The organism is Pedobacter nyackensis, from assembly GCF_900176505.1.
In the GTDB taxonomy this organism is placed as follows: domain Bacteria; phylum Bacteroidota; class Bacteroidia; order Sphingobacteriales; family Sphingobacteriaceae; genus Pedobacter; species Pedobacter nyackensis.
This window is the reverse complement of the sequence record NZ_FWYB01000003.1, coordinates 255,728-282,332: the sequence shown is the minus strand read 5'-3', so window position 1 is coordinate 282,332 and position 26,605 is coordinate 255,728. Positions and strand designations below refer to the sequence as shown.

The following is a 26,605-nucleotide window of genomic DNA, read 5'->3' as shown; positions in this document are numbered from 1 at the left end:
TTGAACAGCTCTTTTATCCTTTATGATAATTTTCGGCTTCCACATATATCTGATCAATAAGGCCGGCATTCTTTTCGAGAATAACTTTTCTTTTAAAGCTCAGTTTTGGCGTTAGTTCCCCACCATCTATACTCCATTCTTTAGGCAACAAGGCGAAACGTTTAACCTTTTCCCACTGACCAAATTCCTTTGAACTGTATTCCAGTATCTGGTTATATTTCTCCAGTACCTGCGAATTTTTAATGATTTCCTCTTTGGTAGTATAACTGATGCCTTTCTTAGCGCACCATGCTTTTAAAGCTTCGAAATTAGGAACAATCAGGGCAGCAGGGAACTTCCTGTTTTCGCCAAACACCATGATCTGTTCAATCAGAACCGACTCTTTAAACTTGTTCTCCAAGGGTTGAGGCGCCACATATTTACCACCCGCAGTTTTAAATATTTCCTTTTTCCTATCCGTGATCTTTAAGAATTTACCTTCTTTAATTTCACCAATATCACCGGTATGGAACCAACCTTCACTATCAATAGATTCGGCAGTAAGATCCGGACGATTATAGTATCCCTTCATCACATGGTGTCCACGCGTAAGCACTTCACCATCTTCTGCAATTTTAATCTCTACGCCATCAATTGCTGCCCCTACAGTACCAAACATGGTAGAACCAAAATGATTTACGGTAATTACGGGAGAGGTTTCGGTAAGACCATAACCTTCAAAAACCGGCATTCCCGCAGCCCAGAAAATACGGGCCAGCCGTGGATTTAATGCTGCTCCGCCCGAAACGATGACGATGATTTCACCTCCAAGGGCCGCTCTCCATTTTTTAAACACCAGTTTACGGGCTATGCCAAGCTTAAAATGATAAAACCATCCATTGCTGAAATCAAACTTCTCAGCCAGAGCGACCGACCAAAAAAAGATGCCTTTTTTGATACCGGTAAGCGCTTTCCCTTTCTCCATGATCTTGTCATACACTTTTTCAAGCAAACGAGGAACCGTAGAAAAGGCATTGGGTTTAACATATTGTATATCGGCAACGATGGTTTCCATACTTTCGGCATAGTAAACAGAGATATCTGTAAATATATACAGGTATACAATCATCCGTTCAAATATGTGCGACAGTGGCAAAAAGCTCAATCCTTTTTTAATTCCTTCGGGCAAAACCACAGCAGAGTTTACAAAGTTTTGAACCAGGTTATCATGCGTAAGCATTACTCCTTTGGGCGTCCCTGTAGTTCCGGAAGTATAAATCAAGGTTAAGATATCATCTGGAGTAATCGCTGCGCGATAAGTACTCAAATGGATAGTACCGTTTGCTGCATCTGAATCCAGCAGCGACTTCCAATGCTCCGCACCCGGAACTTCATTAAATGTATATATTTTTATGGCTGAGCCTAATTCATCACAAACTGTCTTCAGCTTTTTGTACAAAGCTTCATCAGCGGCAAAGATTACCGTTACTTCAGCATTTTCTATAATAAATTTGATGTCGTGTTCTGCAAGCGTAGGGTAAAGAGGAATCTGGTAAGCACCAATCTGCATGATCGCAAAATCAGTAATATTCCATTCCGGTCTGTTGGGCGACATTACTGCAACTCTGGACCCTTTTCCAATGCCCAAGCCAATTAAACCATGACTTAAAGCATCTACAGTTTCACAAAATTGCGTAGTACTGTATTTCTGCCATTCACCATTAATTTTACCGCTTATAAATTCTTCTTTTGGGAACTTCTCTAAATTGTATTGGAGTAAATCAAATACCCTGGTTACGGTTACAGCCATATTTCATCAGCTTAATTAAAAGATTTGGTTAATTGACCATGCATCAGTAGATTCTTTTGCATAGGCCTCGCTTCCCAAACTTAACTAAAAATAATTAATATTTTCATTCAACTTTCAGGTCAGTATATTGAAATAATAGACATCTCCGTTCAGGATTTCCATCCAGGGGTTTCAATAGTTTTTCTATTGTTCCTTTTACTGCTTCACAATTGTAAATTCAGTTCTTCTGTTTAACTGGTGTTCTTCTATCGTACATTTAACGCCATTACCACATCTATTCAGGAGTCTGGTCTCTCCATAACCTTTTGCTGTTATTCTACTTTTATCTATACCTCTCTTGATGATGTACTCGACAGCTGAGTTTGCTCTGTTTTGTGATAGCGCTTGATTGTAGGCATCATTTCCTCTACTATCAGTATGTGACCCCAGCACAATCCATATCGTTGGATTCTCCTTAAGTACCTCCACCAGTTTATTCAGTTCAATAGCTGCATCCGGTCTAATGTTCCATTTATCAAAATCATAATAGATATTCTCTATCCTGATTTCCTTGTTCAAAACCACCGGATCAGTATAAGAAACCTTCTTTGGTTCCGGCAGGGTAAAACTATAAATATCATCAAGGCCCAAACCACCGGTTCTGTTTGAAGAAAGGTAGCCCGTTTCCTTTGTCAGCAGGTTAAAGGCAAAATCATCTTGCGGAGAATTAGTTGGGTACCCAAGGTTCTTAGGTTCACCTATTTTCCCATCTGCAAATTTAGCTGTATAGACATCCAGTCCGCCCATGCCTATCCTGCCGTCAGTGCTAAAGTAAAAATTGGATGCTTCATCAAAGGCGGGGCTCCGTTCATCCCCTTCAGTATTGATTTCCTTTAAGTTTACCGGCTGCCCCCATTCACTACCATTTTTCTCACTTACGTACAAATCCGTTCCGCCCTTACCGCCCGGCATATTAGAAACAAAGTACAAGTGCTTCCCATCTGGAGAAATGTAAGGATCACCTACAGAATATTTTTTTGCATTATTGTATTTAAAGGAAATTGGAACAGACCATTCTCCTCCATCGTTCTTTGTACTTGAATAGATCTCTATATTTGCTGTAGCAACCTTATTCTTTATGCCTTCTACCTTTTCATATATTACATCCTTATCAATTTTTGTTAGCGTAAAATACACGAGCTTACCATCAGCAGTAAAGCTTGCAGGTCCCACGTGGTAAGCTGTCCCGGCATTCAGCGGGAAAAGCTTAATACCCTCAGTTCCTTCTTGCATGTACAGACTTAAATAAGGATTCCCTGTCCAGCTATAAGTATTCTTATCAGGCATTTTTGAACCATCAAACTTTAAGAAGGAGCGATTTCCCACTCCCCTACGCTTATTGATGATATCCCTATCTGATGCAAAAACCATATTACCCGCTAATTTTGTTGCACCCCAGTCTGATTTCGAAGAATTTAAGGCTTCTTCGTTTTTTAGGGTGATTGTTGTTGGCTCCTTCATCCAACGTATGGCCGAATCGCAAGACTGCAGCCATATATTTTTCTGCTTTTCCGTCACCCCCTTATCCTGCTCACTGTATTTATTATATTGTAGTTTAGCCTCTGCATATTTGGCATTGCTCTGGAGGGCTCGAGCATAGTGAAGGATATTTATAGGCTTACTGTCAGCCATAGCCACGGCCAGCGCTGACCAGTTTTCTGCCTGTATATAGTTTTGCTGATATTTATAACACTCGGCAAGTCTTTCTGCAGCATGAAGGGTAACTTTTTTCTGATATGCTCTTTCGTATAAATCTATAGCCCTGCTATAGTTGTAAAGTGCATACTGTTGATCTGCTTCTTTTAAAATATACTGGCCTTTTACCTTGTTTTGTAAGGTTAACAGCAGTACGAGGCAAAATATGAATGAGGGAAAATTTTTATTGATCATAGGATTAGAAATATCTTGGAGTTAACATTCTGGTGTTTTTCCTGTTAAAGAAATAGCCTATCGAGATTTCATGAGTACCACTGCTGTATCCCTGCAACTGACTAATAGAAAAATCGTAGGCATAACCTACCCTTAAATTCGAAGAAGGGAAGATCTGCATAGCAGCTACGGCTGAATTCAGGGTACTTAAATCATTCTGCAAATAACTTTTATTGTAAAGTTTCAGCCCTGTACGGTAAGAGCCGCCCAGCCAAAATTTTTCACCAAGAATAACAAATGCACTCAAGTCCATACTTGTAGGCCCGCCCCTGTCATCTTTTAAAAGAAAAGAAGGCTTCAACAATACATCCTGACTTAAAGGAAGCAACATTCCTGCAGTTAAATAAAAGTGAGGTTTAGGCTGTGCGATAAATGCATACTTATCAACATCCATATATTGTAAGATCAGGTTATCGGCTGATAGCCCTGCATAAAACCGCTCGTCGGCATAATAAACGCCCACTCTTGCATCCGGGAGAATGGTACTTTGCACGCCTATGGGTTGATGAGGTTCAGGATCATTGGGATTTAACAATCCACCATCAACACCCAATTGAACTGCCCCCAAACCAAGTCCAAAGGCCAGCCTTGAAGTTCCTTCGGCATTCATCCTGATACGATAGGCGTAATTGGCATAAACCGACTCATTGCGCTGTGCACCAAGCCTGTCGCTCGTTATCTGCAAAGCCAAACCCACATTACCATCATTTGCTATTGCATCTACTGCCAAAGACATCGTTTTTGGGGAACCTTCGATGCCTGTCCACTGGTTGCGGTAAAAGGCATGCAAATTTAACTGTTCCTTGTACCCCGCATAAGCCGGGTTAATATAAATCCCGTTAAACATGTACTGGCTAAACTGGCCATCTTGCTGTCCTTTTACCAGATTGGATAGTAAGACCAAACACGTTATTATCTGTAATATTCTTCTCATCATTGATTTCATTTTTACATCAGGGGAAGCGTTTAGCTTCCCCCTGGTGCTCAATTTATAATTCAATCTTATTTTTTAAATGCCCTTACAATAGTGGTATACCCTTTAAAGATTTTCCATTCGCTGCTACCAGCCTGCTTTACTTTCAACAGGTAATAATAGGTTCCTTCATTCAACTTTTCAGCACTCCAGTTGTTTTGGTAATTCTTCATTCGGTAAACCTCGCTACCCCAACGGTTAACTATGGTTAACTCATTTTCTGTAAACTGATCCAATCCGCGGATTTCAAAAACATCATTTATCCCATCCCCGTTTGGTGTAAATAAAGTAGGCATATTAATATCGAAGAAATTAGCCTTAAAGGATACTTTGGCAACATTACTGTAATAACCATACTCGTCTTTTATACAATAAGTAAAGCTATCTGCGCCTACATAACCCGGATTTGGTGTATAGGTAAATGTACCATCAGGATTCATAGTCATCCTACCATTTTGTGGTTGGGTAATCGCCTCTACGATTAACTTCCTTACATCTCCACCGGCAATATCATCGTTAATCAGCAGGTCCTCTTTAATAACTTTGTTGGCATCAGCTTCATAATTATCATCAACCGCTACAAAAGGTTTACTAACTACGGTAACAGTAGGACTGTTGTTATTTTCTGCTGTTCCGGATACGGCCATTACCGAGGTGCCATTGCCATCTTTTGCATTTACACTAGCAATATTATGTACATTACCTGCTTCCTTATCAGTCTGGGTTAGGATATATTCTTCCGTTACCATAATTGAAGCACCAGGCAACAAGCCACCAAACACATCAATATCTTTATTAAAAATACCTAGTTTCTCATCCGTTAGGGATAAGCTAATTATCGGCACTATACCTGTATTTTTAAATCTAAATGTATAAGTGATGTAGTTTTGTGCAAAAACTCCTGTTTTCACCAGCAAGATCGACGGCAAAGGTTCATCTACCGGCATTACCGTAATGTTTACGGTGACGATAATTTCTCTGCATCCGTCACTTATGGCTATGGTAAAGCTATCCTGTCCATTGTAATCTGCGTTTGGTGTGTAGGTATAGGTTCCATCAGCATTTACCACAGCTGTACCACGTGTTGGATCCGTTTTCTTACTGTGGGTCAACGCATCTCCCTCTGCATCGGTACCAGTTATCTGACCGGCCAATATAGTATCTTCAAATATTTGCTTATCCTGGTTAGTTCCTGCCGGCGCTGCATTTATTTCAATTGCAACCGCTGCCGTAGGTACTGATTCGCAAACCATACCATCCTGAGTTGATAAGGTAATCCTTCTATAATAAGTAGTAAGGGTTAATGCACCCGGAGCATAACTGTCGCCTGTTGCACCTTGTATCGTAACAAAACCTGTAGCAGCCCCTGTTGTTGAACTTTCCCAACGGTAGCCAATGGTACCGGAGCCCGATCCGGCTATAGCCGAAGTTAGTGCAGCTGGGACAGTATTGAAACAGATGCGTTGACCTGATTTGATAGCTCCCGCGGATGTTGCACCTTGAACCGTGATTTTAACTACCGGAGTCGGTGCAGATTCACATTGTATACCATTTTGCGTTGAAATGGTTACTCTGCGGAAGTAAAGCGTTGTGGTTAAGGCAGCCGGACTGTAGCTGGCTGCTGTTGCTCCCGGAACGACTGTAAAGCTGCTAGCCGCAAATGAGGAGCGCTCCCAACGATAGCTGATCACACCTGAGCCTGCTCCCATTGTTATAGAAGTTAATGCTGCCGGAACGGTATTGTTACAAACCATCTGATCTGTACCAATTACCCCAGCTGTAACACCCCCCTGTACATGAATGGTAACCACTGTTGTTGGTTCCGATTCACATGTCTTACCATTTAGGGTTGAAATGGTTATTCTTCTAAAATAAGTAGTGCTGTTTAAAGCCCCGGGTGTATAGCTGGCTGATATTGCTCCTGGTATAATGGCAAAACCCGTCAGCGCATCTGTTGTTGAACTTTCCCAGCGATAGGTAATCGTTCCAGAACCCGCTCCGGAAGTACCTGACGTTAAAGTAGCAGCTACGCTACCATTACAAATAGTTTGATCTGTTCCAATTGAACCGGGAGTAACCGCACCTTGGATGGTGATCTTTAGCAAGGCAGTGGCTCCCGATTCGCACAACACCCCATTCAATGTTGAAATGGTAATCCTGCGGAACCAGGTAGTTTCGGTTAATACGCCAGGTGTATAACTTGCCGAGGTTACACCTGAAATTGGAGTAAACGCCGGAGCAGATGCTGATGATTGCTCCCAACGGTAGCTGATAGCTCCCGAACCTGTTCCGTCTGTAACAGAGGCAAGCGCCACAGGAGTAGTATTATTGCAAATGGTTTGATCCGCTGCAATCACTCCTGCTGTAACTTCATCCTGAACTACAATTACTGTAGCTGCTGTAGGAACCGACTCACAGACCGCACCATTCCATGTTGATATGGTAACTCTTCTGAACCAGGTTGTTTTTGTTAAAGCAGCCGGCGCATAATCAGCCGCGGTTGCACCTGAAATAACAGCAAAACCTGCAGAGGCACTTGTGGTTGAACTTTCCCAACGGTAGCTGATGCTACCAGATCCGGTTCCGGCAGTAAGCGAAGTTAATGCCGTACCAGTACTGTTACAGATGGTTTGATCAGCACTGATCGCACCTGCGGTAACTGCATCGAGTACCGTAATTTTAACTGCAGCTGTTGGTGCCGACTCGCAGATACTTCCGCCATCCGTTGAGATGGCAATTCTTCTGAACCAGGTTGTACCGGTTAAGGCTGTAGGACTATAGTCCTCCGAAGTTGCTCCAACAATAGCTGCAAAACCTGCCAGGGCATCTGTTGTCGAGCTTTCCCAACGATAACTGATCGAACCTGAGCCTGTTGCTGCTGTAAGCGAACTTAAAACAGGAATAGTATTGTTACAAATGGTTTGACTCGCAGAAATTGTCCCTTCAGTAATCGCATCCTGTACAGTAATTTTTATTGCTCCTGTAGGGGCAGATTCACATAACACGCCATCATATGACGAGACGGTAATTCTTCTAAACCAGGTGGTCGTGCTTAACGCAGAAGGGGCATAGTCAGCTAATGTTGCACCTGCGATCACAGTAAAACCTGCGGCGGCACTTGTTGTTGAACGCTCCCATCTGTATTTTATACTTCCCGATCCTGTTCCTGCTGTAGTTGAACTCAATGCAGCAGGAGTTGTATTTTTACAGATCGTTTGGTCGGCATCTATTGCGCCGGCAATTGTTTTTCTGATCATCACCTCAAAACTTACCTCAGTCGGACATGCTGTTCCCAGATCCGGGCCTATGTTGCTGTCATAAGCATACAAGGTAATTTTGGTTTCTTCAGGTGCACTTATAACTGCGCCTACATTGTATTTCGTTCCTGTTCCACCTGGAGCTGTATAATAAGCCTGGTTGCCGGACAAGTTTGTACCTGTAATTGCAGGTAAAGTTATTGGCCCGCAAATATTTAAATTCGCTATGAAATTGATAACAGGTTTCGGAGTAATAGTTAGCTTTACCGGAGTACGATTTACACTCGTACAAGTACCGTCGGTTGATTCTGCATAGTAAACAACACTTCCTACTGTACTTAAAGTAGGTGAGGCCACTATGTTTCCACCAGACGCTGCATCATACCATACTATCGCTACGCCTGGGGCAGCAGTTGCCGTTGCTGTTAAAGTTTGTCCTTCACAAGCCTCCATACTTGCGCTTAAAGGGGCCGTTGGACGTATTGGAGCTGCATTAATTACAACTGATATTGCATCTGCTACGCAGCCTGTAGATATTTTTCTTGACTTGATGCTATATGTTCCCGGAGCACGGTCAAACACGTACAAGGCACTAAAAGCGCCGGCATCAATGGCATATTCATAATCTGCATCTACCGGGAATTCCATCCTTCCTTCTGTCGCTCCGCATCCCGGATGAAACACCAATGGTGTAGCTGTTGTAATAGCGCTATTAATTACAATTTCATTCACGTCACTTTCACAGTTGGCCGCTAATGTATTCCTTGCCCTTACTTTATAGGTTCCGGCAGGAAGATTTGTAAACTCGGTCTGTACCTGATAGCCTACTCCATCATCAATAGAATATTCGAAACCGGCACCTAATGGAGCTGTAATTTTAATGCTACCTGTAGTAGTACTTACACAACTTGGATGCACTGCAACCACCTCCGGTTTATCAACAAACTGAACCACCACCGGAGCAACAACGCTACATCCGGTAACTGGGTTTGTCCCCTTAATATAATAGGTACCTGAGAGGTCTACCGCGGTTGGGTTTGCCAATGCAAACAGTGTTGCGGCATCTTTGAAATAAGTAAACTGAAGGCCAGCTGTACTTCCTGCTGTTACTGCAGCTAAAGTTAAATTTATCGTTGCAGGATGACAAACAACTGCAGGATTATGAACACTCAATACCGGCGGTTCATTAATCGTTAAAACTACTTGAGTCCTTGTTCCACTTGTACAAACACCGGTATGCGTCTCTGCATAATAAGTCTTTGTGCCAACAGTGTTTAAAGTTGGATTAGCGACCACATTTCCACCAGTAGCTGCATCGAACCAAACAACAGTTGATCCCGATGGAACAGAGGCTGTTGCTGTTATAGTTTGTACCGGTGATTCGGCACAAGCAGATTGATTAACGGCCACTGGTGCCGCTGGTATCGAATTAATATTTACTTTAAAACTTTGCTGGGCCGGACAACCTACGCCTGAAGAAACAAACTGATATTTGCCGGTAAGTCCTGAAAACCGCCACAAGGAGGCTTTGAATTCAGCATATATACCAATATGACCGGCAATCAGGTCGGCCGCGGAAACAAGCCCTGATACGGTTGGTCTGACGCCATCGCCGATCCCTCCTGGAAGGTCACTAAAAGGCGTCTGATAAAGTAACTGATTGGTTGCTGTATTGATGATAGCCAACTGACCTGCATATCCAGCTATTGCGGGAGGAGTGACTGAAGGATTCCTCATAAAAATATCTCCAAGAGTAACCAGTACCTGATCTCCGGCATTCTGATATCCAACCGGCAAAGTCAACTTACCAACAATTGCACTATACTGTGCACCGGCCGGCGTACCGGCTACATAGTTCGTCAAATTTGTATTCAAAGCGGGGTTTGCAATGTTATTCACTCCACCAACCTTTCCAAGTCCATGCTTATTGTCCGGATACAGGGCTGTAAGTTTAGCCGTGGTATAACTCGCATCCGGAGCCAGTATCAGGGCCCCTTGTGGATTTTGATCAACTCCTGGAAGGATTTCATCATAAGCATACAAGGTTGTTTCCCCTATAGTACTAAACACATCACCGACATTGTATCTCTTGCCTGTCTTATCAACACCGGTATAATAAGCTTGTGTACCCGATAAATTAGTCCCTGTAATTGCAGGTAACGTTAATGGCCCGCAAGAGCTTATATCTGCAATAGGATTAATAACCGGACTTTGGTTGATTGTTAGTTTAACGGCCGTTCTACTATCGCTTACACAACTATTGCTAACTGCTTCTGCGTAATAAGTAATCGTACCGACACTACTTAATATAGGTGCAGCTACAATATTTCCTCCTATTAGCGCATCATACCAGATAATCGTAGTACCAGCAGGTACCGTTGCTGTTGCGGTTAACGTTTGAACAGGGCTTGTTACACAAACCTCCTGATCACTACCACTAATTGGAGCAAGGGGTATTGGATTTATGGTTAGCTTAAATGGTTTTTCATCCGGACATGGTGTTCCAGATAAATATTTATAGGTCGCATTGAATTTGGATAGTGTCCAATTTTTATAACCGTTCTGTGCGGTCTCCACAGCTAAAACAACAATCAGATTGCCCGCCAACAGATCAGCAGCAGGCACTATTGCTGAAGCAGTATAAGCCGTCGCTACACCAACACTAAAACCAGGTTGTATATTTTTTGTATAGATATTTTCCCCGGTCACTTTATTGTAGATGGCAACAAGACCAGAATAACCAGCACCTGGAGTAGGTCCGTCATTTTTAAAAGTCGCACCAACCGTAACTTCCACACTGCTTCCGGTACAGCCAGGATCACTGCTTACATTTAAGTCACCAATCACAGTTAGATATTGAATAGCGCCTTCATTACTCCTGTACTCAATGGCTTGGTTCGCGGTACCTTTCCAAAAATCTGCATTTACAGGTCTTGGGTAAAAATTATGACTACCACTAATATACTGGTGTATAAATACATTATCGCTGAAGCTGGTATTAGTACTAACATTGATATTACCTGCACAAGTTGAATTGGATACAGCTTTATCAAATAGGTATAAAGTTTGTGTTCCTACAGTATTCAATACAGCCCCGGCAAGGTATTTTGTTCCTCCACCATTTGGCAAAGTATAATAAGCCTGGTTACCCGTTAAGTTGGTTCCAATTATGGCAGGGAGTGTGTATGTTGTGCAAGCAGCCTGATCCGCCAGAGCAGTAATAACCGGACTGACATTTATATTGAGCAGTACTGCTGTTCTTGATTTACTAATACAGGTACCATTATTCGTTTCTGCATAGTAAACTACAGTTCCTATGGTATTCAAAACAGGACTGGTAACCACATTACCTCCATGTGGTGCATCATACCAAACTACGGTTGAGCCTGCAGGCACCGTTGCTGTTGCAGTTAAAGTCTGAATAGGACTAGTTGCACATACAAACTGGTTACCACCACTTAGCGGAGCATCCGGTGGAGTCGGGGCTTCATTTATAGTTACCGTTACAGGCGTGCTTGTATTGGCACCGATTTTTACGACAATAGAATAGTCAGCAGGGGCTAAATTTGCAAAGATGTTGCCTGCCTGAAAAGTAACTCCCCCATCTATTGAATAGGTGCCACCGGTAGTAATCGGTATTTCAATACTTCCCGTTTCTACCGCACAGCTTGGCTGCACAACAATTACTGCGGGGCTTGGCACCAATGTTACTGTAGAACTGTTATTTGCAGGCTCAGGATCATCTCCAGCCGAAGAAATTGTTGCTGTATTGATATAAATACCAGCTGCATTCACTTTGGCTGTGATCGTAATTGTTGCATCAGCAGCTGAAGCCAAATTACCTATAGTCCATAAACCTGTTACGGCATCATAAGTTGTACCTGCAGGAGCGGTATGACTTACATAAGTATACCCTGTTGGCAGTTGATCGGTCACTGCAATTCCCGCACCCGCACCTGGGCCGTTGTTAATGGCTTTAACTGTAAAAACAACATTGCTACCTACGGTAGGCGCCGGGTTATCTACAGATTTCACTACCGCAAGATCTGTACTTGCCAGTGATATAGTAATGTCATCAGGGACAGAACAACCATCAGGGAACTTTACATTAACAGCGTAAATTCCCGGCTCTGTTACCACAAGTTCATTTGCTGTACTGATTACAGTACCATTCTTTTTCCATTCATATTGAGAAAGTGGAGAACCAAAAAAGCCATCGGTTTTAATGGTATAAGGTAAATCACTATTCTTCAGACTCAGATCAGGTCCAAGACCCAATATCGGGGAAGCGCCATTGTATGGAGCGATGGCCCAACCGGTATTGCCACCCATATCGGTACTGTGTTCCCTGGCCTTAAAATCGGCACCGCCTGTAGCCGCTATACGCTGCAAACGAACATAATCAAAATCAACAGTTCCCGAAGTTTTAGTAATGGTAGCCGGAGTAGCACTGCTACTTTTTATTTCTGTAGGCTTACATGGGCTACCACTGCCAAACCAATCGCCGGTAATGGTTGTATTAGTGCCACCTGTAATAGTATATATATTTCCAGGAAAGAATATCAGGGTATCGATCCTATTTCCGGTACCATATATTCCACCGCTGCCCTTATACTCCACTCTGCCTATTGTATTGTTTACGCCATTGATCCCAATAGCTGATGTAGTACTTGGATTTGTAAAATTAAGTTCTTTGATATTGGTATTAGAGATGGTCACATTTAGGCTAGTCGCGCCCGGTGCATTAACAACGTTATAATTAAAGCCATCTGCGATCAAATTACCATTAATAATAGAATTAGCAGCATTCAGGCTTCGTTTTGTAATTCCACCGCTGTAACGTATTCCTGCAGTAGTTGCATTGATCGTACTGCCACTAATGTCGAGCAAAATATCATTATCTAACCCTGCGTTATCAATGCCCCTAATATTAAGTAAACGTCCCGAAGCTATAAAATCTCCTTCAACAAGGTAAAAATCCGTTAATATATTATTATAGTCGTTTGCAAACGTCAAACTTCCCCCTGGCTTATTGATCTGCAGGTCAAAGTCGCCTTTACATTGTCCGGACAATACCGTAGCTTCCGCTCCTTTCAATAAAAGTGGAGCTATATTTAATGTGGATATCGGATTTAATATGATACTATTCCCCCAACATTCCATTACCCAGGCTGTAGATTTTGAAAAAACAGGGTCGTTGAGCGCTCCAGCCCAGCTCATGTTGTGAAAGTACGCATTTCCGTTATTGACAGTAACAGATCTTGATGCATTGGTAAAACCGCTTTGAGCATCAAAGTAAACATCATCTCCCACAGTTGGAATACAAGCGCCTCCTGCTCCCCCACTACTAAGGCTCCAGTGACTGGCATCATTCCAATCTCCGGCACCGCCTACCCAATAGCGGGCATTACCGGTACCGGAAGAAATTGTCCAACCACTATTGCCCCCTGCATCTGCTCCGGTAAACGGAATAGGCAATGTTAACGTGCCACCACCGCCGGTGGCAGCAATATTTTCCATATATATATTTGAAACCTCAACTTTTGTATTGGCAGCAAATATCAAGGTACTAATAGCCGAAGTACCACTTCGGATCTCTCCCAGCCCGCTGCAGGATGGATGTGTAGCTTTAAAGTATTTATTGATCTTTGTATGGCCGGCAGCTGTTTCGTAAAAATAGAAGTTACGGTTCTCGGCAGTGATCAAAGAGTCGATATCATTGCCCCCATAACGGACCATTCCCTGCCCCTTAAAATCCAGCCTCCGGATGGTGTTACCTCCATGGATCCTGGCGCCGCTCTTTAATCCAGTGTTTGTAAAGGTAAGCTGCCCGATCCTAGTGCCGGCTACATCCATATTATCGCCGATGGTGGCTGAACAGTCCACTATATTATAGGTGTGAGCACGGGTAATGATCGAATTTTTAACAAGCAGATAAGAATCAGTTGCATCCAAAACACTGCCAGGGCTCCCGTAAGACCAATTGGTTACCGTTACATTTGCCTTGTTCATATTAAGGAATTTGCTCGAAGATCCACTGTTAACGATGGCAAATAAATTCACCACACGGTTGCGTATATCCAGCATACCACTGATCAATGCAAAAGCTGAACTGGGATTGCTCCAGTCGTCCAACAAGGTAAGGCCAATGGTAGCGCTCGGACCAGATTTTCGAATATTATATTGGTTGACTCCCAAACCACTGCCATTAGTCCGCAAAGTAACAGCAGCATCACCTCTAAGCTCCATGTAAGCATTCATGGTTACATTTGGATTGAGTACAATCGAGCCATATACAAAAAGTGCGTAAGTACCACTTTCATTGAAGGTAATTTTAGGAATCCCAGCTGCCCAGGTCATGTCTTTACAATATGTATTTGCAGTTGTTGCTATTATATTTCCATTGGACAATCCGCTATTTGCATCAAATACCACATTATCGTAAACGAAAGGTATACAAGCACCTCCAGGACCTCCAGAACTGGTACTCCAGTGCATTTTATCATTCCAATCGCCGCCACCATTTACCCAGTAAAGGGTAGTTCCTGTTGCCACGGGCTCAGTAATGGTAAAACCGGAATTGCCATCATTATCGATACCATTGACAGCAATCGGGGTATTTGGTCCTTGAGCGGTAAGATTAGCCAGCAGCACATTATTCATATCTACAACAGCACCTGCAGCAAAGATTAACTTTCCGGAATTCACTCCGGTAATTTCAGTAAATCCGTCACATGGAAGTCCTCCAGCCCTAAAGTATTTATTTATAGTATTTGAGCCTGATATACCTATATTTTTATTGGCGGCCGTGATCAGGGTATCAAATTGATGGTTTCCCTGATCAATCAGATCTAGTTTTCCCCCAACCCGTGCAGATTGAATCACATTGGCGTTGCCGCCAATTGTTCCATCACCTTCAAAAGTGACATATTTAATCTTATTGTTACCAAGGCGTATTGCACCTGAACCTTTAAAAAAAAGTGAGTCTATAATGTTATTGCTGGCTATTCTAGCCTGGGAACCATTAGTTGTGTAAGTAAAAGTCAATTTATTAATGGTTGTACTGCTAATATCAAAGTAAGTACTTGCATTTCCACCTGCCTCAACTGCAGGGTAAAACCCTCCATCCACATGAAATTCTACTGCGGAACTAATAAAGGCCCCGGTTGCAATCAGGGTTTTATTTGTCCCCCTGTAATCCCATATCCGTGAAGGATTAATCTCACTGTTGCTGATATCTACACTTCTTGTATTTGCATTGTTACTGGTAAAACCATATAACTTCATAGTCTTTCCCGCTGCATTGAAGCTACCTGCCGTGAGTGTAATTACATTATAGGTGTTAGTTGGTGTATTGTATATCAGGTTATCGGCAAGTGTAAGTCCAGTTCCGGGCTTATTAATTGTGAGACTTAAAGTTCCTGATATTGGACCGTTTGTAGTAAGGGTAGCAGGTGCAGCCCCCACAAAATTAGCGTAAACACCATTAAAACTAACAGTTGGGGAAAACTTAAAATTTCCGGAAATGGAAAGGAGTATCGCAGTAGAAGGCCCTCTGGTAAAAGTTGGGCTGTTTGGCACGTCAGTTTCCCAGGTCATGTTGTTACAAAAGGCGTTTGCATCAATCGTTACTGTTTTATTGGCCGACGTAAATGTGCTGTAAGAACCAAAAAAAACATTATCACTAGCTGAAGGCACGATGCTTGGGATGCTCCCATCTTTGCTACCTAAACGCCAGTTAGTAAGCGTACTCCAGTTTCCTCCTGCACCAACCCAGTAATAATCTGCAGCATAAAGCTGAAACGTAAAAAGTATCAACAAAAAAGTAAGTAATTGTTTTTTCATTAGAATTTTATTTAACGAGGGATTCAATAAACATTAATTGATAAGACCATTGCGATTGGTCTGCGATTTGGCAATATCGACAGCCATTAAAGGAGTCGAATGAGTAGCATTTGGAGACGTAATTCATCATCCTTGAAGGTTAACAATTAGGGTTTAGCAAATTTAGAATCTCGATATCAAAGCCGAGGTAGAAGTCTTTCTTCTCCGAACTAGAATTATTTCTATATCAAATAATAAGGTCTATTGTAACAGGTTTGATATATAGCACCATAAGGTTTTAAAGCAAAAAAAAGTGATAAATTAGCCGCTTCAATTTCATTTGCTTTAACGCTATTATGAGCCGTCTCCTTTTTCTTTTTTTAGTTGCTTTTTCCTTTTACGGGTATGCCCAAAGCCCAGGATCTTATAGTACAAAACATTACTCAGATATAAATGGTCTGCCTCAGAACAGCATAAAATCTATAGCGAAGGATGATGCCGGCTATCTATGGCTCACAACTGAGGGTGGTTTGATTAGATTTGACGGGGAGCACTTCATACTCTTCAACAAACAGCATACCCATACACGGTCAAACCGAATGTATGTGATGAAGCGGGATTTAAATACCGGGGCGCTATATGCGCAAACGGAATATCATGAACTTATTCCTATAACTAAAGGCAATGTGATACCTAAGCCTGTGATATTTAAGCAAATTTTCCCGAATGTAACTCCCCAAAAACAGGTTCAGGAATTCCCGTTAATACAGGCCAAAGGCTTAAATTCCAGCATCCAAACAACTGCCTCTTCCTATTATAACATCACAAAGGATACACTGTTTTTCCATAACAATAAACAAATCGTAGCCACTCCGTTCAAACACGACGAACAATTTAATTTTTTCGTCTCCGGCGAGCAACTTTTCCATTATGCAAGCAATGGAAATTTTACTTTAATTGAAAACGGGAAAACACAACAAATCCCTCTCCAGGGAGATCTGACAAAAGCAAAAGGTGCTCAGCCAACAGGCCTGAAAATCTACTGGAATACCGTTACAGGTCAAACCTTTTTTTATTTGAATAAAGCCATTTATCAGGTTACCTATCACAAAAATGTTCTAAACTCGAAACTCATCATCAACGGTTTTGACCTCGAAGAGAAGCCGATTTGGGCCATGTATTATGATGTAACTGCTAGAAAGCTTTTCCTGGGAAGCCCAACACATGGGCTTTTTGTATTACAGCAACACCTTTTTCAAGCCGAAAAGCAAAAAAAAGAGCTGAACAGTAGCGTAAAATATGCGCTCTATCCGTTTACAAATCATTCGGTATTATTCGCCAATGGAGATCTGGTTCAAACTGATGGAAGAGGAGTTCAGCTACCCCTGGTTATGGCTTACAGTGGTAATTTTGCCATAGTAATTGATGAGGAGAAAAATATATGGACGACAAAAGGTAGTTCAATCCATAAACTCTCGCCTAAAGGGGATCAGTTACTGCAAAGCTTCAATCTTCCTGAGCAGGTAAATTCTCTTTCCCTCGACCAGCAACGACTTTGGATTGGAACATTTGGTGGCGTCTATACCAAGGATTTAGCTAAACCTGATGCTACACCAAATCTGGTATTAAAGATAGACAGAGTAAGTGTCCTGAGAAAGACGAAAGAGCGCTTATGGATTGGAACATACAACGGACTTTTCAAATATGATTTGATCAGAAAAAAGCTAACTGCCATACCTGAAATGGCCAAAATGCATATCAGAGACTTAGTTATACGCGGAGAAGAGGTTTGGATTTGTACTTATGGTGATGGCTTTTATCTTTATAATAACGGTCTTTTAAAAAAGATGCCACTGGACCAGTTCGGCTATCTGAATGCGGCCCATTGTATACTTGAAGATGCCAGAGGCTTTTTCTGGATCAGTACCAACAAAGGGCTCTTTCAGGTAGCAGTTAAGGATCTTTTGGCCTATAACAAAGGACAGGTTTCACAGGTATACTATCAATACTATAATACAGACTATGGTTTTAACACCAACGAATTTAATGGTGGTTGCCAACCATGTGGTGCCATATTAAAGGATGGCCATTTTACGTTTCCTTCGTTAGTGGGTTCGGTAATGTTTAACCCGCTCCTTTTTACTACTTGCTTACCTGACAAACCCATTTATATAGATAAAATATTTCATGATCAGGTGAGCATGAAAACCAGCGATACGGTTAGTATAGGCCAAGACTTTGATCGACTAAACATCTGGGTTTCCTCTCCGTATTTCGGAAATCCGGACAACCTGAACCTGGAATACAAGCTCACAACTGAAGAAAATTGGGGCAAATTAAATGGTGATCCCATCATTACTTTTAGCAAACTCACTCCTGGAAAACATGAGTTGCTAATTAGGAAACCTGCCGGTTTTGGCAGCCACTTTACATACAAAAAGCTAACCATAATTGTTGAACCTTACTTTTACCAAACCTGGTGGTTCAGTGCCCTTGTTGTATTATTTGTATTGGGATCAATTTTCTATTTCTTAAAAAAAAGAACCCAACATATTATACTTAAAAATGAACGGTTAGAAAACCTGGTGAAGAAACGAACTGAAGAGCTGGAGAAGAACATTGTTAATTTAGAAGAATCGCAGTATTTACTGAACCAGCAAGCTACATTCCAAAAAAAATTGCTGGGGGCAATTACGCATGACCTGAAAAGTCCATTAAAATATATGACGATCATGGGTAAACAACTATACCAACATGAAGCTGCTAATGATGGTATTAAAGACAGCATGAGGGCCATTTATATCTCGGCCAATTCCATGTACCATTTAACTGAAAATCTGTTAAACTACAGTAAGCTTTTCCTTACTGAAAAAACATCAAAAAATGATTACATCAATTTAAACTTTGTGGTTGCGGAGAAAATTCAAATCTTCTCTGAAATTGCCAAGTATAATGTCACGGTTATTCACAACAACATTCCGGAAGAGGTTATTTTGTATACGAACCGGGTAATGTTGACGCTGATTATACACAACCTGTTAGACAATGCGATTAAATTCTGTCCGAATGGCCATATCACATTTGGCGCTAAAAGCACTAGAGAAAAGGTGAGCTTTTGGGTGCATGATACCGGCTGTGGAATGCCTGATGATATTACAAATTGGCTGAATGCAGAAGAAGACCGGGACATTACCGATGGACTGGGCTTAAAAATGGTAAAGGAGTTTGCTGCAAAAATGAATATGCAGATTGAGGTTAATAGTAATGTGGATGAGGGAACAAATGTTAAATTTACCTTAAAGCATAACAATTAGGCTTGTTGATTCATTCTGAATAGATCAATCAACTCTGAGACATTAGAGATTTGCAATTTTTCGAATATATTCTTTTTATGAGTACTTACCGTAGAGGCTTGCAAGTCCAATTTCTCCCCTATGCTACTTGTCCCTTCCCCATCGATGATAAATCGTGCAATTTCAATCTCCCTATTAGTTAATTGATGCAGTTTCCTTTTGGAATTAGCACCCTCATAATAGGTATCCAGCAATTGATCCTGAATATTAGAACTAAAATATTTCCCTTTTATTAAAACCCTTCTGATGGCCTCTTTTATTTCTTGTTCTGAAGCGCTTTTTTCAAGATAGCCATTAACCCCTGCTTTAAGGTATCTTAAGGCATAGGTACTTTCTTCATGAGCAGAAAAAATTATTATTTTAAGATCAGGCTGTATTTCCCGGATCTGCTCAATCATTTTAAAATTACTGCCGCCGGGGATATTAATGTCCAGAATTAATAAATCTACTTTGCCTTTTTTAAGTGCAAGGATTGTAGTGCTTACAGAATTGGCATACGATACAATAGCCTTATTTAAAAACTCCTTAATAACAAAAGTCAAGCCTTGTTGAATGACACGATGATCATCTGTTATTAAAATTTTAAGCTCAGCAGTAAATAAATTGCTCATTGAAATTCGGATCTATCTGACAACAAGAAATATCATCATAATAAATGCATATTTCCCACTTATACAATATAATAAATTAGAACAAATAACTATTCAAATATATAAATTAAAATATAGTTAAAATAAAATCATTTATTTATCTGGTTATAGCAGGAATCCATTCCGTCAAAATAAAATCCACCACCAATCTATTTACGCCTGTTTCAACGGCTTGCCTGCAAAATGTAAAGTAATCGGTCTTACCTTCCTGATGCATTTTCAAATACTCAGCAAATCGTTCCTTATTACCTTAGTATCCCTATGCAACAAACCTCTGTGGACGATTATCAAATAAGGCTGAGCATACAATGCTTTATAGCTGGCATCAGACTGCTAAAAGCAGTCCAATAGCAGTCGAATAGCAGACCAATAGCAGCCTAATACCATATTCGTCATCCTGGTATTTTGCCCGTATTAGTATGTATAATAAGCCAAATAAAAACTATTCAATAGTCCACCATGGGTTACTTCTTCGGGTTTAAGTTACCTGGGTTTGCTAATTCAATAAGTCTTTTTACCGTATCACTACTTGTAAGGTCATAACTAAACTCATCAGCCTCTGCTCCCATATTTAGCTTTGGATTTCGAAATTGCATTTCACTTGACACTGCATTTTTTGCCGAAGCGTGAAATTCTTTAGCTCCAGTAAGTTGAATTAGCTCTTCAATGTTATGAACATTTACGCCAGCGCCTGGCATGATACTGATTCTACCATTCGCCTGTTCAATTAGACTTTTTAACACCGCAGCTCCTTTTAGTGCAGATGATTCACCTCCGGAAGTCAGGATGCGCGTACATCCCAATTCGATAATATCTTCAAGGGCCTGAAACAAGTCATTACTCATATCGAATGCCCGATGAAAAGTAACCTTCATGTCACCGACAAGTTCGATCAGTTCCCTGCAACGTTCCTTATCAACACTACCATCCGACTTTAAGATACCAATCACAACGCCATCACATTTTAGTTCTCTGCATAGCTTAATATCTTCCTTCATCAGTTCAAACTCAAGTTCAGAATATAAAAAATCTCCTCCCCTGGGTCTGATAATCGGATAAACCTGAATATTCAACATTCTCTTTGCCAAAACAATCTGTGCATAACTAGGTGTGGTACCACCTTCTAACAAGTTATCACAAAGCTCAACTCTAATCGCGCCACCGTCCTGAGCTGCCTGAGCAGAACGCAATGAATTGGCACATACTTCCATGTTAATCATAAAATAAAAGCAATATACAACAAAAGCGGATATTCAAATTTCTTAAATCCCCATTGCAAAAGAACAACAAAGCCGCAATATTTAAGTCATCTTTAGGATATCCGATAGCTGATTTCCTAAACTATAGTCATAACTTAGCATAATGGAAAGCAAAACGGCCCGTGCTGAGGAAATTCTGCTGGCTAAAGTAGCCAAGGGAGATCACCATGCTTTTCGAACGCTATTTGACCTGTATCATCATAAAGTATACAGTTATTCGATACGATTTTTGAGATCTGAAACCCATGCGGAAGAAATTGTACAAGAGGTTTTTATTAATCTCTGGCTTGGCAGAGAGAAAATCTCTCAAATAAGCAATTTCGGAGGCTACCTTCGAGTAATTACCAAAAATCTAACCTTAAACGCATTAAAAAAAATAGCACTTGACTTCAAATTGAATAATGCGCAGATCGAGAACTGGACGGAGGTTGACAACAATACAGAGCATAATCTCCAAGCCAAAGAAACCCGTGCACTGCTTAATGAAGCCATCCAAAAATTGCCTAAACAACAACGTCTGATTTATCAGATGTGCCATATTGATGGAATAAAGCAAAAAGAGGTGGCAGAACGGCTCAACATTTCTCCCTTAACCGTAAAAGCACATTTGCGTGATGCGACCAAAACCATCCGCAGCTTATTGGGCGACAGAACCGAATTATCTGCTTTGCTCTTTATGTTTTTCTATATGATGAAATAATTTTATATCCTCACTACTACCTTTTTCATTCCCAATTGTCATTATAAATGTATAAGCAGGATAAACCCTGAATTTAATCTAAAAATAGACTCCAATGAGTAAGGGAAGATTGACACATTTGTTTCAGAAATACGCAGACAGAACTTGTACGCAGGCAGAGTATGCAGAATTAATGGCTTTAATTACTGACGAAAATAAAGCTACCGAAATAGATATGCTGATGAACGATGAGTGGGAAAACCACGTCAACGGGCCCGAACTTGATAAAAACAATGTAAACCAGTTATTCGGCAGGGTTTTATCGGCTGTCGACTATGACGAAGCAACAGATCAACCAGTAAAATTAAATCCGGTAAGATCATGGATCATATGGGCGGCAGCCACAGTTTTACTTGGCGTTTTAGTGTTTTTGTATTACGGCTCAAACCGCAGCGATTCCATTACCCCTAATCAAGCTGAAATCGTAAACAACAAAACCGAATCTTTGATAAACCTGGTTGCAGTTGATGAACACAGAAAAATAAAACTACCGGATGGAAGTATAGTTATCCTAAATAACAAAAGTACATTAGAATTTCCTGAAGATTTCTTAGGAAGCACCCGAGAGGTCGTACTAAAAGGAGAAGGGTATTTTGACATCAAACATAATCCTGAAAAGCCATTTATTGTACATACCGGAAAAATAAGTACAACAGTACTTGGCACAGCCTTTAACATTAAGGCTTATGATAAAGAAAATGATGTGGTTGTAACTGTAACCAGAGGTAAGGTAATGGTTAAAAATGAACACAAAACATTGGGGATAATTACTCCTGATCAGCAGATTATTTTTAATAAAACCGAGATGAAATCATTACTAAAGCCTGTATTAGCTAGTAAAACAGTAGAATGGCAGGAAAAGGATCTCTTTTTCGATGATGTAACGATGGATGAAGCAACCGTACAACTGGCTAAACGTTTCAACGTAAATATAAAGTTTGCCAATGAGCAAAGTAAAGACTGTCGCTTTACCGCTACGTTTTTAAAGGAGGAAAGTCTGGATGAAATCTTACAGATTATTACTTCATTTAATCATATAACCTATCAAAAAAAGGCTCAGGAGATCATCATTTCCGGCAAGGGATGCAAATAACAATTAATCAATTTAATATACCTAAACCCTAATTAAACCAATTTATGAGAGAAATTTACCACCTGCGAATTTGATAAAAAAAACTCCCTGTCGCTAAACAGGGAGCTGTTGATTGTTTTTGCTTTAGCGCTAACTAAGGCAAATTGTTATAAACAATTTTTCGAGGATCATTTAAACATTTAAAATTATGAAATTTTCTGCAAAATCAGCAGAGGGTAGTAAAAGCTATTTGTGCTTTTCTACCTCCAGTAACTCACGATATATAATTCGTCAGATTATGCGTTTAAGCCTAATTACAGCTATTTTAACTACCGTAACTTTTCAAATTCTGTTTGCTTCAAACATTAAAGCTCAGGGTTCGGCCCAGGTTGAAGTAACAATGGAGCTAAAAAATGAGTCGGTATTATCGGCCATCAAAAAGATAGAAGCACAGACCGGTTTCAGGTTCATCTACAGGAACAGCGATATTAAAGACATAAAGAACTTAAATATCCCTTTAGATACAAGATCTGTTAAAGCTACATTAAACCTGATTTTAGAACCACTTGGATTAACGTTTAGCGAAGTAAATAACAAAATCCTGATCTCTAAAATAGAAAGGTATGGCATCCCGGCCGAACAGGCAGATGTTAAGATTACAGGAGTTGTGCTTGATGATGAAGGGAAGCCTTTACCGGGTGTAACCATTATGGTTAAAGGTGACCGGAACTCGAGTTCTGCAACAGATGTTAACGGACACTTTAACATCACCATTCCATCAGATGGCAACCAGGTACTGGTGTTTAGTTATATCGGTTTTAAAACCCAGGAAATAGCCGTAGGAAATTCGGTATCGCTAAAAGTGACAATGGTTGCTGCACCAGGCAGTTTGCAGGAAGTCGTTGTACTGGGTTATTCTGAACAAAAGAAAGCTAACATTACAGGTTCCGTCGCGACAGTGAGCGGAGTGGAATTAAGACAAAGTCCTGCTGCAAATATTAGTAACTCACTTGCCGGCCGTTTACCGGGACTAATTGCATTTCAAGGATCGGGACAACCTGGGAGAGATGATTCCAGACTTTTGATACGGGGCTTAAGTACTTCAGGAAATTCATCACCACTGATTGTAATAGACGGCGTTCCACAAGAAGCCGTAGATGCGAATGGAAATGGCAGATCTGTTAACGCGAATTTACCACATATGGATCCCTCAGATATTGAAAGCATTTCAATTTTAAAGGATGCCGGTACAGCTGCGGTATATGGCGCAAGGGCTGCAAACGGGGTTATTCTGATTACAACCAGACGAGGAGATAAAGGAAAACCAAGTCTGAACTATACATTTAATGGAGCCTGGCAGAAACCTACGCAGTTGGCAGAACTTGTGAACAGTTATGAATATGCAACGCTGTTGAACGAGATGTATAAAAACGAGAATAACTTTCTTCCATCTGCGAATAGAGGATATACCGATGAGCAACTTGAAGTGATCAGGACAGGCTCCGATCCAGACAGGTACGCAAATACCGACTGGTACAGTGCTTTAATGAAACCAAGCAGCTTCCAGCAAAGACAGAATATTTCTGTAAATGGAGGAGGTGAGAAATCTAAATACTTTATTTCTACGGGTTACCTGGATCAGAAAGGGCTTTTTGAGTCATCTGGTTACAAACAGTACTCTTTACGTACAAATCTGGATGCTGAAATATCTAAAAATTTAAAGGTAAGTCTGAATTTAAATGGACGTATTGAAAAAACAAAGGATCCGGTTGCAGGCGGGGCAATTGTCAGCCAGTATCGTATGATCTCTCCTCTGCTTCCAAGTAGATTTAGCAATGGCACATACAATTACATTTCGATTGTAAGCGGCTTTTCTTCTTTAATTAATGGTAGTCCATATTTAATAGGACAAGGTGATGCAGGCTATGTAAATACAGATTTGAATGTCCTGGAAGGTGTGGGTTCATTAATCTATAACGTTCCATTTATTAATGGTTTAACTGCAAAAGGAACATTTTCATATAACAAGTATCAAACTTATATTAAAAACTTTACCAAGCCTTATGTTACCTCAGTAAGAAATGACAACGGAACGTATACCACGAGGGCTACAGGCAATACAAGAGCTTCATTAACCGAACAATTTATACAGCGGCAAACGGTTCTTGCAGAGGCTTCCCTGAACTATAAGAAAACCTTCGACAAACATAATATCGACATCCTTGCTTTATACACACAAACAGAAAACCAGGGAAACAGGTTATTGGCCTCACGTGGCAATTTTGCGTCTCCACAGGTTGATCAGTTATTTGCCGGTGATGTCAACAATGATGACAACTATGGAGTTGGGTTTAGAAATGCACGCCAGAGTGTGGTTGGTCGCGCAGCTTACAATTATAGTGGTAAGTATCTGTTTGAATTCAGCTTCCGCTACGATGGATCGGATGTATTCCCCAAAGGAGACAGGTTTGGGTTCTTCCCTGCTGTTTCTGCCGGATGGGTACTCTCCGAAGAAGCTTTCTTAAAAGATGTTCCAGTGATTAGCTTCTTAAAACTAAGGGGTTCATATGGTCAGTTGGGTAATGACAGAACCGGTCAATTTGATTACCTAAACACCTACACCCTTGGAAGTGGCCTAGATGGTTATTACATTTTTGGTAGTTCAGAGGTTCAGGCACTTGTTCCTGGTGTGATTCCCAATGCTTCATTTACCTGGGAAAAGGCCAACATTTCAAATATCGGTTTAGAGGCTCGTTTATTTGACAATAAACTGGGTATCGAAGCAGATTATTTTTACAAAAGGACTAAAAACATCTTAGGTACAAGATCCTTTAGTATTCCCGCAACCATTGGTGGAACCTTACCAAGTGAGAACCTTAACATAATTGACAACAGCGGTTTTGAACTGGCAATAGACTACAAGAACCGTCTTGGTGCTGTAGACTACTTTGTTAAGCCCAATGTCACTTTTAACAAGAATAAAGTAGTCTATATACCTGAAGCCGCCGGGGTTCTTCCTTATCAAAGCTTAATTGGCCATCCGTTTTACCTTCCTGCAGGCAACTTGGTTTCTCCGGCAGGTTACATAGCAGAAGGATTATATCAGTCCACTGCAGAGATTGCCGCAGGGCCAACACCTTTATACGCTACAGTAGCCCCCGGAGATATCAAATATAAAGACGTCAACGGCGATGGTAAAATCACAGCGGCAGATAAAACTATAATTGGTAAAGGAGACTATCCACAAATTATCTACGGTTTATCTATGGGAGCTAACTACAAAGGATTTGACATCAGTATTTTGTTGCAGGGTGCTGCAAAAGTACAAAAATACATGACTGGCTTAGGAGAATGGGCATTTGCAGGCAATGCGGTACCATCAAAAAAACACCTGGACAGATGGACGCCTGGGAACACAGGTGCCTCCTATCCCCGTTTATTCTCAAGTTATAGCAACAACCAGGAAATCTCAAGCTACTGGCTGCGAGACGGTTCTTACCTGAGGTTGAAAAACCTGGAACTGGGATATAACATTCCGACAAGTGCCCTTTCACGCTTAAATATCTCGAGTGCCCGTTTTTTTGTTAGCGGAACAAATCTCTTTACAATAACAAGTTTAAAAGACGTTGATCCGGAGGCATTTGCCTCTTCTTTTGGAGCAGAAAGTTATCTGATACAGAAAGTATTTAACCTTGGTTTAACTGTTAAATTTTAATCTATT

General features: G+C 40.9%; 10 protein-coding genes and 1 pseudogene. 4 read left to right on the top strand and 7 right to left on the bottom strand.

Going from position 1 to position 26,605, the window contains the following annotated elements:
• Window positions 1–13 precede the first annotated feature (13 nt).
• The 4 genes from B9A18_RS09205 to B9A18_RS09190 all read right to left on the bottom strand — a co-directional run bounded on the left by B9A18_RS09205 (window position 14) and on the right by B9A18_RS09190 (window position 15,832).
• Window positions 14–1,789, bottom strand: coding sequence for an AMP-dependent synthetase/ligase (locus B9A18_RS09205; RefSeq protein ID WP_084288980.1), 1,776 nt, complete (start codon window positions 1,787–1,789; stop codon window positions 14–16).
• A gap of 195 nt (window positions 1,790–1,984) precedes the next feature.
• Window positions 1,985–3,718 carry an OmpA family protein gene (locus B9A18_RS09200; RefSeq protein ID WP_084288979.1) on the bottom strand — a complete coding sequence of 578 codons (1,734 nt, stop codon included), beginning with the start codon at window positions 3,716–3,718 and terminating at the stop codon, window positions 1,985–1,987.
• Window positions 3,719–3,722: 4 nt separating this feature from the next.
• Window positions 3,723–4,694, bottom strand: a complete 972-nt coding sequence (locus B9A18_RS09195) for a PorP/SprF family type IX secretion system membrane protein (protein WP_235005276.1) — start codon at window positions 4,692–4,694, stop codon at window positions 3,723–3,725.
• A 65-nt stretch (window positions 4,695–4,759) separates the two neighbouring features.
• The gene (locus B9A18_RS09190) at window positions 4,760–15,832 is read right to left on the bottom strand and encodes an Ig-like domain-containing protein (RefSeq protein ID WP_084288978.1); all 11,073 of its coding nucleotides are present in this window, start codon (window positions 15,830–15,832) and stop codon (window positions 4,760–4,762) included.
• Window positions 15,833–16,167: 335 nt separating this feature from the next.
• Between B9A18_RS09190 and B9A18_RS09185 the strand changes: the two genes are divergently transcribed.
• Entirely contained in the window at window positions 16,168–19,125 is a 2,958-nt protein-coding gene (locus tag B9A18_RS09185) for a sensor histidine kinase (RefSeq protein ID WP_084288977.1), read from the top strand.
• Here the strand turns inward: B9A18_RS09185 and B9A18_RS09180 are convergent.
• The 3 genes and pseudogenes from B9A18_RS09180 to B9A18_RS09170 form a co-directional block, all read right to left on the bottom strand.
• Entirely contained in the window at window positions 19,122–19,775 is a 654-nt protein-coding gene (locus B9A18_RS09180) for a response regulator (protein ID WP_084288976.1), read from the bottom strand. The two genes, B9A18_RS09185 and B9A18_RS09180, sit on opposite strands and share 4 nt — an antisense overlap.
• Window positions 19,776–19,911: 136 nt before the next feature.
• Window positions 19,912–20,049, bottom strand: a pseudogene (locus B9A18_RS25645) (DUF1398 family protein); the annotation flags it as partial.
• A 229-nt stretch (window positions 20,050–20,278) separates the two neighbouring features.
• Window positions 20,279–21,034 (bottom strand): copper homeostasis protein CutC, encoded by a 756-nt coding sequence (locus B9A18_RS09170; RefSeq protein ID WP_084288974.1) that lies wholly within the window; start codon window positions 21,032–21,034, stop codon window positions 20,279–20,281.
• Window positions 21,035–21,176: 142 nt separating this feature from the next.
• On the opposite strand from B9A18_RS09170, the gene B9A18_RS09165 reads away from it, so the two are divergent.
• From B9A18_RS09165 to B9A18_RS09155, 3 genes are all read left to right on the top strand, one after another.
• A complete protein-coding gene (locus B9A18_RS09165; protein ID WP_084288973.1) occupies window positions 21,177–21,773 on the top strand; it encodes an RNA polymerase sigma factor in 597 nt (198 codons plus the stop codon).
• Between the two features lie 94 nt (window positions 21,774–21,867).
• Window positions 21,868–22,905 (top strand): FecR family protein, encoded by a 1,038-nt coding sequence (locus tag B9A18_RS09160; RefSeq protein ID WP_084288972.1) that lies wholly within the window; start codon window positions 21,868–21,870, stop codon window positions 22,903–22,905.
• Window positions 22,906–23,092: 187 nt separating this feature from the next.
• Window positions 23,093–26,599 carry a SusC/RagA family TonB-linked outer membrane protein gene (locus B9A18_RS09155; RefSeq protein ID WP_084288971.1) on the top strand — a complete coding sequence of 1,169 codons (3,507 nt, stop codon included), beginning with the start codon at window positions 23,093–23,095 and terminating at the stop codon, window positions 26,597–26,599.
• Window positions 26,600–26,605: the final 6 nt, after the last annotated feature.

Excerpts from the sequence above, each read along its gene's own strand:
- B9A18_RS09200 (WP_084288979.1), bottom strand. The coding sequence starts at position 3,718 with ATGATCAATAAAAATTTTCCCTCATTCATATTTTGCCTCGTACTGCTG.
- B9A18_RS09185 (WP_084288977.1), top strand. The coding sequence starts at position 16,168 with ATGAGCCGTCTCCTTTTTCTTTTTTTAGTTGCTTTTTCCTTTTACGGG.
- B9A18_RS09155 (WP_084288971.1), top strand. The coding sequence starts at position 23,093 with ATGAAATTTTCTGCAAAATCAGCAGAGGGTAGTAAAAGCTATTTGTGC.
- B9A18_RS09180 (WP_084288976.1), bottom strand. The coding sequence starts at position 19,775 with ATGAGCAATTTATTTACTGCTGAGCTTAAAATTTTAATAACAGATGAT.
- B9A18_RS09190 (WP_084288978.1), bottom strand. The coding sequence starts at position 15,832 with ATGAAAAAACAATTACTTACTTTTTTGTTGATACTTTTTACGTTTCAG.
- B9A18_RS09160 (WP_084288972.1), top strand. The coding sequence starts at position 21,868 with ATGAGTAAGGGAAGATTGACACATTTGTTTCAGAAATACGCAGACAGA.
- B9A18_RS09205 (WP_084288980.1), bottom strand. The coding sequence starts at position 1,789 with ATGGCTGTAACCGTAACCAGGGTATTTGATTTACTCCAATACAATTTA.
- B9A18_RS09165 (WP_084288973.1), top strand. The coding sequence starts at position 21,177 with ATGGAAAGCAAAACGGCCCGTGCTGAGGAAATTCTGCTGGCTAAAGTA.
- B9A18_RS09170 (WP_084288974.1), bottom strand. The coding sequence starts at position 21,034 with ATGATTAACATGGAAGTATGTGCCAATTCATTGCGTTCTGCTCAGGCA.
- B9A18_RS09195 (WP_235005276.1), bottom strand. The coding sequence starts at position 4,694 with ATGATGAGAAGAATATTACAGATAATAACGTGTTTGGTCTTACTATCC.